Raw genomic sequence first — 14,611 nt, 5'->3', positions numbered from 1 at the left:
GCTTTCTAGGTGGTGAGGAGTTGCTCGATCTGGGAGGCGGTCGCCGTCGCCCGAATCTGAAGCGTGACGGAGGCGCATCCATCCGCATCGACGGTGACGGAGATCTCTCCCGATCCGGTCGCTCGCACGATCGCGAGAGCCCGGCCACCATACGTCGCTCGGGTGGTCGCATTGAGTGGTTCTGTCGGGGCGGGGTCCGCTGTGCCGAGCGCCTGTAGCACCCCGGCGCCGGTGACGGTGACCGTGATAGCTCGATGGTCTCGGTGCTGCACGACGCCCTTACCGTCCGTGAGGACGATGGGGACGAATGCGAGGTCCTGTGTGCCGGCTGTTATCGAGGTGCGGTCGACGTGAGCCTCCAGCGTGACGGTGTCGTCGGCGGTCGACAGCACCGTGCGCCCGGTCTCCACGCGGTCGACGTACGAGATCGCCGTCAGTTCTCCGGGGCGATAGACGACGTCGAAGTCCGCCTGGAACGGGCGGGTGGTGCCGACGGGGGACACGCCGATCGTCTCCCCGTTCAGGGTCAGATGGACCTCGTCGGCGGGTGAGTACACCTCTACCCTCACCCGGTCGCCTTCGTCGCCGGACCACGTCCAGCTCGGCAGTGCGTCACTCCACGACCAGGCTGTGGGAGAGGCAGTGAGGGTGAAGTTCTCGGGACGATGCACCGCGATGTACGGCTGTGTTCTTAGTCCCCAGACGATTTCGCGGTAGTAGGAGATGGGGCGGCGCCAGCCCGTGACGTCGATGTCGCCGGTCATCGCCGCCATCCACGGGAAGTGCTTCGCGACCTCGGATGAGCCGGGAGCTGCATCCTGGGTGAAAGTGACCGCTCCGAGACCGGCTTCACCGAGGTAATCCCAGCCTGTCCAGGTGAAGTCACCGATCACGTGCTCGAGCGACTCGACCAAGGGCCAGTTGTGCGCGATCCGAGCCGGGAAGGTCTCGGTTCCGAGGATCACGCGGGTGGGGAACAGGGTGCGATCGACTTCGTAGCGGCTGTCGCCGTAGTTCAAACCGGCAACGTCGAGGACGGAGAAGGACTCTTCGGTTCTCGCGGTGACCATGTCGGATGCGGTGATCTGATTCATCAGGTCGCCGACGTTGGTCATCATGCCGTTGACGCCTCCGGCGGCGGGGTTCGCGCCCTGGGCTTTCATCCCGGCGAGGACCACGTCGAGACTCGAGACGAAGCCGTTGATGCCGTTCGTGAGCGGGCGGGTGTTGTCGAGGGAACGGATCTTCTCGGCGAGCCTTCGGCCCCAGACAGCTCCGTGAGCAGTGCCGGTCTCCGGGATCTCGTTACCGATCGAGTACATGATCACCGAAGGGTGATTGCGATCCTTCGCAACGAGAGCTTCCAGGTCGCGTTCCCACCATTGCGTGAAGTCCGAGGCGTAGTCGAAATCGGTCTTGCTCTCCGTCCACATGTCGAAGGCTTCGTCGATCACCAGCATTCCGAGCTTGTCGCAGGCCTCCAGCAGCGCCGTGCTTGCCGGATTGTGGGAGCTCCGGATCGCATTGAATCCGGCCTCCTTGAGGATGCGAACCCGTCGCTCCTCCGCGGCGACGAAGCTGGCCGCTCCGAGCGGGCCGTTGTCGTGGTGAATGCACGCGCCTCGCAACTTGATGGTCTCTCCGTTGAGGCGCAGCCCGTTCTTCGGGTCGGTCTGCACCGTGCGGATTCCCACGGACACGATTTCGTCGTCCAGCAGTTCGCCGTCGCTCCTGAGCTGGACGACGGCTCGATAGAGGGTCGGGGAGTCCGGACTCCACACGGCGGGGCGCTCGATGTAAAGGCGCTGGCGCACCAGAGCCACGGCACCAGGCTCGACGGTGACGGGTGAGGACGCTGTTGCGACTTCGGCGATGCCCTCCTCATTGAGGGACGAGCTGAGCCGGAGCGAGCGCGTGGTGCTGCCCGAATTGCTCACGCGCGTCGTTATCTCGAGCGTCGCCTCCTCGCGAGAGAGTTCGTGAACGACGACGCTGACGCCGTCGACCGCGATGTGCGTGACGTCCTTGACGATGAGATTGACGCCGCGGTAGATGCCGGCCCCGGTGTACCAGCGGCTGTCGCGATGCGCGACACAGGTCACCCGGATCTCGTTGTCCTGGCCAAACAGTAGGTAGGGATCGATCCGAACGACGAAGCGTGAGTATCCGAACGCATGCTGCCCTGCCAGCGCGCCATTCACGTACACCATGGCGTTGCGGTGAACACCATCGAACTCGAGGAAGACCAGCCTGCCTTCGAGGGTATCGGCGATGGCGAGGGTCCGACGGTACTCGAACGCTCCGCTGGGAAAGTAGCCGGTGGCGGCACCACCTGGTGCGTCAGGAAGGCGTTCCGTGGAGAGGAGCGCGTCGTGCGGAAGGGTTACAGGCGACCATTCGCCGCCGGCACCACCCAGCTCAGCGAACGCGCTCGCCTTCGTCCGCCAGCTCCAGTCGTCATTGAGTGCTGAGGTGCTCACTGATTCTCCTTCAACGTCCTTGTCGCGGTTGACGCGCGTCAATACCCAATCACATGTGTTGACGCGCGTCAACGCCCGCTAAGCTGTTGGCAGCGAAGTGATGGGAGAGCGTCGTGAACCCGACGAGCCAGGATGTTGCCGATCGCGCGGGGGTGTCCCGATCGACTGTGAGCCAGATCCTCAACGGCCGCGCTTCGTATTTCTCGGATGAGACGAAAGCGCGCGTCGCTTCGGCAGTCACCGAGCTCGGGTACGAACCCTCCGCGGCCGGGCGTGCCTTGGCTCGCGGTTCGAGTGACATCGTGATCGCGCTCATCCCCGACACGACCTTCGGACATAATCTGCAGGACATCTACGGAGCGCTGACGGATGAGCTCGCTCGACGTGGACTGACGCTGGTGCTCCGTCTGGCCAACCACAGCCCCGACGCACTGGACAGGCTCGTCAAAGGCATGAGCCCCCGGGCCGTGCTCACCCTGACCAAGCTTCCGGATGAGCAGCGCCAGATCATCACTGACCGGGGCGTCGAACTGATCGAGCCTGAAGCTGCAGGCTCGTCCGACGCCAACTCGCAGATCGGGGCCATCCAGGCGAGGTACCTCATCGACCATGGGTACCGCCACCTCGCGTATGCGCACCTCAGCGACGAGCGCAGCGATCCCTTCGGTGGGCCCCGCGAACGCGCGTTCATAGAGGTCTGCGATGCGGCGGAGGTGCGGGATCGGCGCATCCTGCACCTCGGCGTCACCGCGCACGACGCCCGCGCGGCCCTCGACGCGCTCGGGGGGCCCGGTTATGCGGTGGCCTGCTACAACGACGAGATCGCCACCGCCCTCCTGTTCGCGGCACATGATCGAGGGTGGCGCGTGCCTGAGGATCTTGCCCTCATCGGGATGGACAACACGCCTCTCGCCGGCGTCACGATCCCTCCACTGACGACGCTCGGCTACGATCCCGTGCAGGTGACAGCAGCCTCGCTGCGGTCGCTCCTCGCCCGCCTCGATGGATCGAGTGCGCTCGAACGGGCCGATTCAGGGCTGTCCATCATCCTGGTCGAGCGCGAAACGGCCTGACCAGCCGTCACCAGGTCCCACCGGCGCTGGCGAACGCGGCCGCGTAACCACCGTCGACGGCGAGATCGGCGCCGTTGATGTAAGAGCCTTCGCTGCTGTTCAGGAACAGCAGCGGCGACACCTGCTCGCGCACCGTCGAGGCGCGGCCGAATGGCTCGAGGGTGGCGGCGAGCATCTCCGCCGGAAATGTCTGCTGAGCGATCTCGAGGAGCGGAGTCTGCACCGCGCCGGGACTGATCGAGTTGATCCGGATGCCGCGGGGCGTCAGGATCGACGCCTGCTGGAGCGTCCACAGCGTCAGCGCCTCCTTGCTGAACGGATAGCCGTGCCCGGCGTCCGCCTGGTGAGCCGAGTACCAGGCGACGCCTTCGTCGAAACTGGTCGTGGCGACAAACGCGCTGACGTGATCGAAGTTCTTGCGCCACGCGCTTCCGTTGCTCGAGGAAACGCTGGCGATCGCGGAACCCCGGGGCATGCGATCCAGCAGCAACTCGGTGAACAGCCGTGTCCCGAGAAAATTCACCTTGATGATCTCTTCGGATGGCAGCACTGGTGCCGCGCCGGCACAGTTGAAGAGCGCATCTATGTCCCCGGTGATGGCGGACCCCGCCTGTTCTATCGAGTCCACCGAGGCTAGGTCCACCTCATGGAACTCGTCGATATCGATCGGCGGACGACGCCTGCTCAATCCGACGACCGTTGCACCGACCTCGGCGAGCTTGCCAGCGGTGGCGGCTCCGAGCCCGGACGAGCATCCCGTGACGACGACTCGTCTTCCTCGGTATTCAGCGTAGTTCATGAGATTCCTCTACATTAGGTAGATTGACGCGCGTCAAGTGACGCTCGGACGTCGAGTCGCAGCTCAACCCCTGCACCAAGGATTCCGCCGTCACGTGTGCCGATCGTCATCCGTACGAACCGTCAACGACTACGACAATCGCAGTACGTCATGAGTGCGCACCGCGGGGAAGATTTGGCCTATGCCACTCGCTGAAATTCTTCGAGGACCTGCACAGGGTCTGCCCCGCTCGAGAGGGCCCCGCCAGCTGGCACTGACGGCCGTGGCGGTCATCGCGCTGACGGGATGGATCTGCGTGGCTGTCCCGCTGCTCGGTTCTCGCGACCTGATCAGCGCAGCGCCCGCAGCGCTTAGTCTGGCCGGCGCCGTCATCACGTTCCGATCGTGGCGGATCGGTCTCGGATTGGCTGGGGTCGCACCCGTGGTCGCTGCCGCCCTCGCAGTCAACCCGACCGGCGCCGGCATCCTGGCGATTCTCGTTGCACTCCTGCTCGCGCTTCGAGGGGCGTCACCCGTTCTTGTCGGAGCGGTCGTCACTATGTCCAATCTTCTCGCAAGCTCTTTCTATTTCGGCTTGAGCGATGCTGCTGGCCGGTGGCCATCCGTCGTCATCGTGGGTGCGGTGCTGACGGCAGCGGTCGGTGCGGCGGTGCGGTCTCGTTCCGAAGTCAAGGACGGTCGGGAACAACATGAGCGCGATGTCGCATCCAACCGGGAACTGGAGATCAGGAACGCAGTAGCGGAAGAGCGGGTCCGGATCGCCCGAGATCTTCATGACGGCATCGGCCACGGCATCGCTGTGATCAGCATGCACGTGGGCACCGCGGAGGTCATGATCCCTTCGGCCGACTCCCCGGCCCAGAGCTCGCTACAAGCTGCGCGCGAGGCGATCAAGACGGTGCTCGAAGAGACTCAGCACACACTGCACATGCTTCGGGTACCCACCGACTCCGGGGATGAGCCGATTACCAATCCGCAGGCTCTTGCCGGCCTCATCAACAGCTACCTCACCGCGGGCCTCCCTATCAAGTGCTACATGCCCGAGCCCATCGATCAGCTCCCCGCGCGCATCACTGCGGCCACCTATCGGATCGTGCAGGAGATGCTCACGAACGCTCAGCGCCACGCTGACGGCATCATCGACCTGCACATCGTTCGGACTGCGTCCGAGGTGCACGTCACCTGCCGGAACAGCATCGCCCAAAACGCCGGCACCATCGGCGGTAACGGGCTGATCGGGATGCGGGAGCGCTGCGAGTCGCTTGGCGGCTCGCTCGACTCTTACGCAGATGATCACGACTTCTCCGTGACCGCGCGTCTTCCGTTGCCGTACGCCAAGATGCCCCGATGATACGCGTTGCGATCGTCGACGATCAGGAGCTCCTCCGCGCCGGCCTCAGATCGATCATCCAGTCGCAGGACGATCTCGACGTCGTCGCTGACTACCCCGACGGCTTCGCAGCGCTGGCCGGGCTGCAGCATTCCACGCCCGATCTGATCCTCTTGGACCTTCAGATGCCAGGCATCAACGGAGTCGAAGTGACGCGGAGAATCCGCGCTCTGCCGATGGATCGGGCCCCGAGGATCCTGGTGCTCACCACATTCGAACTCGATGACAACGTCGTGAACGCCCTCCAGGCCGGTGCCGACGGATTTCTCGGAAAGGGTGCGTCGCCCCGTGAGATCATCGAGTCGATCCGTTCCGTTGCGGAGGGCGTCAGCGTCCTCTCGCCGATCGCTCTCAACCTGGTGATCGGTCACGTAGCGAATCAGAGAAGCGCGCCGAGCGACCCCGAGATGATCGCGCGCTTCTCGAGCCTCACCGTCCGAGAACGCGAGATCGTGGAGCACCTCGTCCGAGGGCGAGACGGTGATTCGATAGCGCGCGACCATCACCTATCCCCCCTGACGGTCAAGACCCATATCACCCGCGCGATGAACAAGGTCGGGGCGCGCGACCGCGCACAACTCGTCACCTACGCTGTCCGAGCCGGGATCCTGCCATGAGTGACAGCGGGTCACGAGGCGAAACCGTCTCCTCCGCGCCGCCTGGCTGGTATCCCGACCAGCAGCGGTCGGAACGCTGGTGGGACGGTACCCGGTGGACCGAGCTCAGGCGAGAGGCCCTCGGCCGCACGGAGATGTTCCAGACGGAGAGGACGGCCTCGCTGTCCCTCGATGAGCGTCAGCGCCTCGTGCAGCTAGTGATTGCGAACGCGATATCGACGGGGTGGCGCCTCGAGTCGGTCAGCGCGACCTCGGCGGTGCTGCTCCGGGGTAGGCGGCCGAACCACGCCCTGCATCTGGTTCTCACGATCCTCAGCGTGGGGTTGTGGGGCGTGGTGTGGGCTGTCATCTCCGTGGCGACTGTCGAGCAACGGATGTCCGTCCAGATCGACCATCAAGGAATCGTCAGCTGGACCGATCTCACCACTTGACTACTTCGATCGAAGTATCGCGGTGTACGCCAGACGCCAGAAGACAGGAGCGGGGTTCGCCGAGAGGCTTGTTCTATCGGCACAAGTCGGAACTGAGAACTCGGAGAACATCACCATGACTGGCACTACGAACACTGAAAACATCACGGATACTGAAGCTGGAGCTCCCACTCAGAACGGGCAGGAGGCTCATGGCGCTCAGTCACTACCCTTCGTCGCCTATCCCGTCGGATTCACGACGCACTACACCTATCAGCGGAAGGCCCCGACGAACGCGCTGGCAATCGTCTCGTTGGTGGCAGCCATCCTTGGACTGGTCCTGGTGCCGGTAGTCGGCTCGATCGTCGCCGTCATCACGGGCCACATGAGCCTAGACGAGCTCACGGCTTCGCGTGAAGAAGGTCGTGGACAGGCCCTTGCCGGCACCGTCATCGGATACCTCGGCCTGCTTTTCGCGGTGCCCGCCGTGATCTCATTCTTCCTCTTCTTGCCGGTGATCGCCTCCCACCTCCCTGGAATGTGACTTGCGCGGAAGTACAGCGCTTGCTACTTGCAGCCGGGCGGGAGGCGATCAGCGTGAGCCGATTCTTGGGGCAGCAGCCGTTGGCGCCGCGTCGGGGATTGGGCGAGCCGCCGCGTCTCGGGTTACTCGTGAGGGTGGGCGCGAAAGTGTCCGCCTGATCAGCCATGATGAACGAAGCCGCTCCCGCGGCCTAAACGAGGCAACCAAACCTTCCGCATCTAGCGGTACTTTCATGCTCTCATGACTCCCCAAGCATTCTCTGGACAGCATTGACGTTCGTGCCTGCACTTATCGCGAGGGATGCTGCGGTGTGCCGAAGGTCGTGGAGGGTCACCGGCTCGAGCACGGCACCGCGCAGATCGTCTGGTCCTTTGTTGGCCATCGACGTCTGAGGTCGACGTCACGACGGCGAAGGCGATCCGATCGGACCGCGATAGTAGGGTGCCGATCGTGACGACCCGGAAGTGTGGGTGTCGAAGGAGGCCGCATGATCGCAGAGCTGAACAGACTGGTCGAGCTGGTCGAAGGTCGTCTGGTCGACGACCTCGACGTGGCGTCGCTGGCGACGGAACTGGGCACGACGGAGTATCACCTCCGGCGGATGTTCTCGTCGCTGGCCGGTATGCCGTTGTCGGAGTACGTCCGGCGTCGCCGCATGTCAGTCGCGGCCGCGGAGGTTCTCGGAGGCGAAGACCTGCTGAGCATCGCCGTGCGGTACGGCTACGGTTCCACCGAGGCGTTCGGTCGAGCATTCCGATCGGTGCACGGCGTCAGCGTCGGTGACGTCAAGCGAGACGGCGGCCCCCTTCGAACTCAACCGCAGCTCAGGTTCCGCCTGACCGTAGAAGGGCACATCACCATGGACACCCGAATCATCGATCGACCGGCGTTTCTCCTCGTCGGCCATGCCACCCGTGTACCCCTCATCCACGAGGGCGTCAACCCGCACATCCAGTCCCACATCGCCTCCCTGCCGGCGGCAGAGCACGCACGCCTCAAAGCCCTGAGCGACACCGAACCGGCCGGCCTGCTCCAGATCAGCGCCGACGTCGACCCGGACTACACCGAGGGAAGTGAGCTGACCTACCTGCACGGAGTGGCCGTCACGGGCACGGCCCCGGGGGCCGACGATCTCGACACGATCGAGGTTCCGGCCGGGACGTGGGCGGTGTTCCACACCGAGGGCGCGTACCCGGCTGCGCTGCAGGAGACCTGGGCCGCGACCGCGACCGACTGGTTCCCATCGAACCCGTGGCGGCTCCGACCCGGGCCGTCCATCGTCGCGGTACTCGACCGCGCCGACGACTTCAGCACGGCCACCAGCGAGCTGTGGCTCCCCGTCGAGCGCGCCTGATCGAGCGGGCCTGTCGGCGGTGAGGCGCCGGCAGGCCCTCTTCCCGCTGAGTGACCGGCTCAGGTGCAACCGGGGTGCTGAAGAGCCTTGGACAGTCCTCCTGCCGACGCCCCGTGATCTACTGGTCAGAGCGGCGTCCCGGGAGGAACACGATGACCACCACCACGCGCGACACCCTCGGTGAGGCCGACCTCGAGCGTCGGGCTGCACTCCGCCGAATGAAGACGATCGCGACGGCCCTGCTGGTGCTCTCGGCGGTCGTGTTCGCGGTCGCCTTCGCGTTCCAGGATCGGTACCCGTGGCTGGGCTACGTGCGCGCGGCGGCCGAAGGGGCGATGGTGGGCGCCCTCGCGGACTGGTTCGCGGTGACGGCGCTGTTCCGGCATCCGCTCGGCCTCCGCATCCCGCACACGGCGATCATCCCGAACCGCAAGGACGAGATCGGGGTGAGCCTCGGCGAGTTCGTGGAGCAGAACTTCCTCTCCGACGAGGTGGTGCGCAGCAAGCTCGCCACCTTCAGCGTGGCCGACCGGCTGGGGGAGTGGCTCGCCGACCCGGCGAATGCCGAGCGGGCGAGTGCTGAGGGGGCCGTGATGGCGCAGGGACTGCTGCGCTTCCTCAGCGACAGCGATGTCGAGAACCTCATCGAGAGGCTCGCCCGGGAGTACCTGTTCGACCGCGAGTGGGCGCCAACGCTCGGCCGGGTGGGGGCGGAGCTCGTCGCCGCCGGCCAGCAGCGCGCGGTCGTCGACGCCCTCGTCGATGCGGCGGAGGCCTGGCTCAGCGAGCATCCGGATGCGCTCGGCGAGGTCGTCTCCACCCGTCTGCCGCGCTGGGTTCCCGGGTTCGTCGGCGGCCTCGCCGACGAGAGAGCGCATCGGGAGGTGATCACCCTGCTGCATGCGGTGCGCGACGACCCCGAGCATCCGCTGCGGGTGGCGATCGACGGCTACCTCGTCGATGTCACCGATCGGCTGCAGCACGACCCCGCGATGGCCGGACGGGTCGAGGAGATCAAGGCCGAGTTCCTGGCGAGCCCTCGCTTGCGCTCCTTCGCCGGGCAGCTCTGGGGCGCGGTGAAGACGAGGCTCGGCGAGTCGCTGGCCGACCCCGCGAGCGAGCTGCGGTCGGCCGCGGCATCCGCTCTGGTGGATGTCGGGGTGCGGCTCTCGGCCGATCGCACGCTGTCGGCCAAGATCGACGCGTGGATCGCCGACGCGGCGGGCTACGCGGTGCAGAAGTACCGGCACGACCTCGCCTCCGTGGTCGGCGACACCGTGCAGCGCTGGGACGCCCGCGAGACCACGCAGAAGATCGAGCTGCAAGTCGGCCGCGACCTGCAGTTCATCCGCATCAACGGCACGGTGGTCGGCGCGATCGCCGGGGTCGGGATCTACGCGATCGCCACGGGCGTGCATGCTCTGTTCGCCTGAGGGCTTCCCGGCCGCCGTCGCCGTCGCTGCGGAGTCGCTGGTGGTGTCGATGGGGAGAATGCACCGGCTGCGGTCGGACTGCGGTAGTATTCTGGTATGACCACGAAGCTCAGTGTCAGCCTCTCCGAGAGTGATGTCGAGTACATCGACGAGCTCGCCCGCGCCAGAGCGGGCAACCGTTCGGCCGCCATTCATGACCTCGTTCGCATCGCTCGCGAGCGAGCCGCTGTCAGTGATTACGCCGTCGCGAATGACGAGTGGCTCGGTTCCGGCGAGTCTCGTGCCTGGGAGGCGGCCGACGCCGACGGCCTCGGGGCGTGAGGCGAGGAGACGTGGTGGCCGTGCGTCTAGATCCGGCCGAAGCCGGCGAGGCGTCGAAGACCCGACCGTGCCTTGTGGTCAGCAACGATGGTGCCAATGAGGCGGCAACCATGATGGGTCGGGGAACGATCACCATCGTGCCCGTCACCACGAATGTGACCAATTCACGCGGAGAGTTCCAGGTGCTCGTGTCGGACGCCGAGGCGCTCGAGTCGATGGGCCTGGCGAGGACGTCAAAGGTGCAGGCGGAGCAGGTGCGCACGGTCTCGGTCGAGCGGCTCGCCGGCACCCGCGGTTCCGCGCCTGGTTGGGTGATGCAGCAGGTCGACCACGCCCTGCGCTTCCACCTGTCGCTCTAAGTGGGGATCAGGCGATCGACGGCGCGTAGTCGCAGGCCCCGCCGAGCGACCGTCAGGTGCTCTGGATCGCCGCCACGAGGCGGTTGCTGGCACCCATGAGGTGGTCGTGCAGGCTCGAGACCGCCGCCTCGGCATCGCCCGCGGCGAGGTGGTCGAGGATCTGCTGGTGCTCATCGGCGATCTGATCGACCGCGAGAAGGCTGCGGCCCTGAACCTGCGCCATGCACAGCCGCACCTCGTCGACCAGCGAGCCGTACATGCGCTGCAGCCGGGGGCTGTTCAATGCCTCGATCAGAGCGGCGTGGAAGCGCATGTCGGGCTCGACCGATTCGATCGACGGAGCGGCGCCGGTGGCACGCACCCGCGCGTTCGCCTCCACCGCGCCGGCTGGCACGCGATTGTCGGCGGCGAGCTCGCGCAGGGCCTCGCTCTCCAGGCGCAAGCGGGTGCGGTAGATGTCGCGCACGTCCGCGGCGGCCAGCACCGGCACCCGGGCGGTCTTGTGGGCCCCGCGCTCCAGCAGCCCTTCGCCGGAGAGCTTCTCGATCGCCGCCTTCGCGGTCGAGCGCGAGACCGCGTAGTCCTCGGAGACCACGGCCTCCGTGAGGGCCGAGCCCGGAGGAAGCTCGCCCGCGAAGAGACGACGCCGGATGTCGTCGCCCACGGCATCCACGACCGAGGTGACTGAGACCTGTCGCACCATTCGACCCACTCCTTGCTCGCCGACGCCCGCTGCCGACCAGCTTAGCCAGCGGAGTCTTCATGGCTGGCATGTAGACTTGTCGGACAATCAGACGAGGTCGAGGGAGATCCGCATGACGCACCGAGGCGCATCCGTCGGCCGGCTGCTCGCGAGCGAACTGGATGCCCCGGAGGGCCGGGTGAGCGAGCGGGCGATCGACCTGCACGCGAACGCGCACGACGCATCCCATTTCCTCCTCATCCCCGACGCCCTCGTCATCGCGAAGAACGCGGCCGAGGTGGGCCGGCTGCTGGGCGCGAGTGCCCGCAACGGCGTGCCCCTCACCCTGCGCTCCGGAGGAACGAGCCTGAGCGGGCAGGGCGTGACGGAGGGCGTGCTCGTCGACGTGCGCCGCAACTTCCGCGCCATCGAGGTGCTCGACGGCGGGGCGCGGGTGCGCGTGCAGCCCGGTGCCACGGTGCGCCAGGTCAACGCCCGTCTGGCGAAGACGGGCCGCAAGCTCGGCCCAGACCCGGCGAGCGAGTCGGCCTGCACCATCGGGGGAGTGGTGGCCAACAACTCCAGCGGCATGGCCTGCGGCACCACGGGCAACACCTACCAGACGCTCGAGTCGATGACCCTGGTGCTGCCGAGCGGCACCGTGGTCGACACCGGCGCCCCGGATGCGGATGCGCGGCTCCGGCACGACGAGCCGGCTCTGTTCGACGGGCTGCTCCGACTCCGCGACCGCGTGCGCGGCAACCCGGAGTCGGTGCGCGTCCTGCGGCATCAGTTCTCGATGAAGAACACCATGGGCTACGGGCTCAACGCCCTGCTCGACCATGACGATCCGGCGCAGATCCTCGCGCACCTCGTGATCGGCAGCGAGGGCACTCTGGGGTTCGTGGCCGAAGCCGTCTTCCGCACCCTTCCGCTCCTGCCGCACGCCTCGACCAGTCTGGTGATCTTCGACGACCTGCTCGCCGCGAACGAGGCCCTTCCCGGCATCGTGGCGACCGGGGCCTCCGCCGTCGAGCTGATGGATGCCACCTCGCTGCGGGTGGGCAAGCTCGAGGCCGACGCGCATCCGATCATCCGCGACCTCCACGTCGACCGGCAGGCCGCTCTGCTGGTGGAGTACCAGGCCGCGACGGCCGAGGAGCTGGCGGTGCTGCAGGCCGGTGGCGACGTGGAGCTGGGCGGGCTCCGGCTGCAGGCGCCGGCCGTGCTCTCGAGCGACGCGGCGACCCGCGCCTCGCTCTGGCACCTGCGCAAAGGCCTCTACGCCACCGTCGCCGGCGCCCGCCCCTCGGGAACGACGGCGCTGCTCGAAGACGTGGTGGTGCCGGTGCCGTCGCTCGCGCGCACCTGCACGTCGTTGATCTCGCTGTTCGACTCGTACGGCTACGACGACAGCGTGATCTTCGGCCACGCGAAAGACGGCAACATCCACTTCATGCTGACCGACCTGTTCGAGGGGGCGGGGCTCGAGCGCTACGCCGCGTTCACCGAGGACATGGTCGACCTCGTCCTCGGCGAGGGCGGCTCGCTGAAGGCCGAGCACGGCACGGGCCGGGTGATGGCGCCGTTCGTGCGGCGGCAGTACGGCGACGAGCTCTACGCCGTGATGCGCGAGGTGAAGCGGCTGTGCGACCCGGCCGGGATGCTCAACCCGGGCGTGATCATCACCGACGACCCCCAGGTGCACCTCAAGGACATCAAGGCCACGCCCACCATCGAGGTGGAGGCCGACCGCTGCGTGGAGTGCGGCTACTGCGAGCCGGTGTGCCCGAGCCGCGACCTTACCCTCACTCCCCGGCAGCGGATCGTCGTGAAGCGGGCCATCGCGTCGGCCACCGCCGCCGGCGACACGGCGCTCGCCGCGGAGCTCGAGCGCGACTACGACTACGAGGGCGTGCAGACCTGCGCGGTCGACGGCATGTGCCAGACCGCGTGCCCGGTGCTGATCAACACGGGCGACCTGGTGAGGCGGCTGCGCAAGAGCGAGCACTCCAAGCCGGAGAAGGCCGTCTGGACCACCGCGGCCAAGCACTGGGCGGCCACGACGAAGATCGCCGGCACGGCGATGGATGTCGCCGACGTGCTCCCGGCGTCGTTGACACCCGTCGTGACGGGGCCCAACGCGCTCGCCCGGGCCGTCGTGGGCGCGGACGTGCTGCCTCTGTGGTCGCCCGAGCTGCCCGCGGGCGGCGCCCGCCGCGCCCGGCCCGCGCCGAGTGCGGAGCCCGAGGCGGTCTACGTGCCCGCCTGCGTGAACTCGATGTTCGGGCCCGCCGGCGGCGGGGAGGGCGTGCAACGCAGCTTCGAGGAGCTGTGCGAGCGCGCCGGCGTGAGCGTGCTCGTGCCCGCCGACATCGACTCCCTGTGCTGCGGCACGCCGTGGTCGTCGAAGGGTCTGCCCGACGGGGCGGCCGTCATGCGGAAGCGGGTGCTCGCCAGTCTCCGCGCGGCCACCCGGAACGGCGAGCTCCCGATCGTCTGCGACGCGTCATCCTGCACCGAGGGGCTTCTGCACACCATCGAGGCCGATGCGGCGGAACCCCGGATGCGCGTGGTCGACGTGGTCGACTTCGTCGCCGAACGCATCCTGCCCACCGTGCCGCCGCACGAGAAGATCGAGTCGCTCGCCGTGCATCCGACCTGTTCGTCGACCCGCCTCGGCATCAACCCGCAGCTCACCGCTGTGGCGGGAACCGTGGCCGAGACCGTGCTGATCCCCGACGACTGGGGCTGCTGCGCCTTCGCCGGCGACCGCGGGATGCTGCACCCCGAGCTGACCGCTTCGGCCACGGCCGCACAGGCCGCCGAGGTGAAGGCCTTCGGGGCGGCCGCCCACGCCAGCTGCAACCGCACCTGCGAGCTCGGCATGACCCGCGCCACCGGCCGCGAGTACCAGCACGTGCTCGAGCTGCTCGCGGCGGCGACCCGCCCGCACGGCACGGCGCCCGGCGCGGGCTGAGGCGGCGAGGCGCCGAGCGGCGCCGGTGCCGGCGGCGCAGACTTACACGGCGACGTTCCGAGTCGTGGGTGGTGGGTGATGGTGCAGCTGCTGCTGTCAGGAGGCGGTGGCGCGGTCGGCGACGGCACCGCTTCGGGCGGTGGGTCGTGCGATCCGCGCCGGTGTCGGG

General features: G+C 67.3%; 13 protein-coding genes and 1 pseudogene. 10 read left to right on the top strand and 4 right to left on the bottom strand.

Features of this window, described 5'->3' with window-relative positions; genetic code table 11:
- Positions 1–5: 5 nt before the first annotated feature.
- On the bottom strand, positions 6–2,480 hold the full coding sequence (locus tag VD659_RS06130) for a glycoside hydrolase family 2 TIM barrel-domain containing protein (RefSeq protein WP_423260247.1): 2,475 nt from the start codon (positions 2,478–2,480) through the stop codon (positions 6–8).
- 113 nt (positions 2,481–2,593) lie between these two features.
- Here VD659_RS06130 and VD659_RS06125 point away from each other — a divergent pair, with 113 nt between their 5' ends.
- The gene (locus tag VD659_RS06125; RefSeq protein ID WP_423260246.1) at positions 2,594–3,553 is read left to right on the top strand and encodes a LacI family DNA-binding transcriptional regulator; all 960 of its coding nucleotides are present in this window, start codon (positions 2,594–2,596) and stop codon (positions 3,551–3,553) included.
- Positions 3,554–3,560: 7 nt separating this feature from the next.
- On the opposite strand, the gene VD659_RS06120 is transcribed toward VD659_RS06125, so the two are convergent.
- Positions 3,561–4,352, bottom strand: a complete 792-nt coding sequence (locus VD659_RS06120; RefSeq protein ID WP_423260244.1) for a coniferyl-alcohol dehydrogenase — start codon at positions 4,350–4,352, stop codon at positions 3,561–3,563.
- A gap of 262 nt (positions 4,353–4,614) precedes the next feature.
- On the opposite strand from VD659_RS06120, the gene VD659_RS06115 reads away from it, so the two are divergent.
- From VD659_RS06115 to VD659_RS06100, 4 genes are all read left to right on the top strand, one after another.
- Positions 4,615–5,703, top strand: a complete 1,089-nt coding sequence (locus VD659_RS06115) for a sensor histidine kinase (RefSeq protein ID WP_423260243.1) — start codon at positions 4,615–4,617, stop codon at positions 5,701–5,703.
- Complete coding sequence (locus VD659_RS06110) at positions 5,700–6,359, top strand: response regulator (RefSeq protein ID WP_423260242.1); 660 nt, start codon at positions 5,700–5,702, stop codon at positions 6,357–6,359. The genes VD659_RS06115 and VD659_RS06110 overlap by 4 nt, the downstream gene beginning before the upstream one ends.
- Positions 6,356–6,790 (top strand): DUF2510 domain-containing protein, encoded by a 435-nt coding sequence (locus VD659_RS06105; RefSeq protein WP_423260241.1) that lies wholly within the window; start codon positions 6,356–6,358, stop codon positions 6,788–6,790. The genes VD659_RS06110 and VD659_RS06105 overlap by 4 nt, the downstream gene beginning before the upstream one ends.
- A 115-nt stretch (positions 6,791–6,905) precedes the next feature.
- Complete coding sequence (locus VD659_RS06100) at positions 6,906–7,313, top strand: DUF4190 domain-containing protein (RefSeq protein WP_423260240.1); 408 nt, start codon at positions 6,906–6,908, stop codon at positions 7,311–7,313.
- A 241-nt stretch (positions 7,314–7,554) separates the two neighbouring features.
- Here VD659_RS06100 and VD659_RS06095 read toward each other — a convergent pair.
- Positions 7,555–7,647 (bottom strand): annotated as a pseudogene (locus VD659_RS06095) (integrase); the annotation flags it as partial.
- A gap of 153 nt (positions 7,648–7,800) precedes the next feature.
- On the opposite strand from VD659_RS06095, the gene VD659_RS06090 reads away from it, so the two are divergent.
- The 4 genes from VD659_RS06090 to VD659_RS06075 all read left to right on the top strand — a co-directional run bounded on the left by VD659_RS06090 (position 7,801) and on the right by VD659_RS06075 (position 10,780).
- On the top strand, positions 7,801–8,667 hold the full coding sequence (locus VD659_RS06090; RefSeq protein ID WP_423260239.1) for an AraC family transcriptional regulator: 867 nt from the start codon (positions 7,801–7,803) through the stop codon (positions 8,665–8,667).
- Between the two features lie 152 nt (positions 8,668–8,819).
- Positions 8,820–10,100 (top strand): DUF445 domain-containing protein, encoded by a 1,281-nt coding sequence (locus VD659_RS06085; RefSeq protein WP_423260238.1) that lies wholly within the window; start codon positions 8,820–8,822, stop codon positions 10,098–10,100.
- Between the two features lie 96 nt (positions 10,101–10,196).
- Positions 10,197–10,421: a ribbon-helix-helix domain-containing protein gene (locus tag VD659_RS06080; protein WP_423260237.1), complete on the top strand. Its 225-nt coding sequence runs from the start codon at positions 10,197–10,199 to the stop codon at positions 10,419–10,421.
- Positions 10,358–10,780 carry a type II toxin-antitoxin system PemK/MazF family toxin gene (locus VD659_RS06075; protein WP_423260236.1) on the top strand — a complete coding sequence of 141 codons (423 nt, stop codon included), beginning with the start codon at positions 10,358–10,360 and terminating at the stop codon, positions 10,778–10,780. The genes VD659_RS06080 and VD659_RS06075 overlap by 64 nt, the downstream gene beginning before the upstream one ends.
- A gap of 52 nt (positions 10,781–10,832) precedes the next feature.
- On the opposite strand, the gene VD659_RS06070 is transcribed toward VD659_RS06075, so the two are convergent.
- Positions 10,833–11,483 (bottom strand): GntR family transcriptional regulator, encoded by a 651-nt coding sequence (locus VD659_RS06070; protein ID WP_423260235.1) that lies wholly within the window; start codon positions 11,481–11,483, stop codon positions 10,833–10,835.
- Between the two features lie 112 nt (positions 11,484–11,595).
- Here VD659_RS06070 and VD659_RS06065 point away from each other — a divergent pair, with 112 nt between their 5' ends.
- Positions 11,596–14,442 carry an FAD-binding and (Fe-S)-binding domain-containing protein gene (locus tag VD659_RS06065; protein ID WP_423260234.1) on the top strand — a complete coding sequence of 949 codons (2,847 nt, stop codon included), beginning with the start codon at positions 11,596–11,598 and terminating at the stop codon, positions 14,440–14,442.
- The last annotated feature ends 169 nt before the right edge of the window (positions 14,443–14,611 follow it).

The sequence above is a fragment of the Herbiconiux sp. 11R-BC genome (assembly GCF_049472555.1).
GTDB lineage: Bacteria > Actinomycetota > Actinomycetes > Actinomycetales > Microbacteriaceae > Herbiconiux.
Note: the sequence above shows the minus strand (reverse complement) of the source record. Positions and strands in the feature narration are given on the sequence as shown.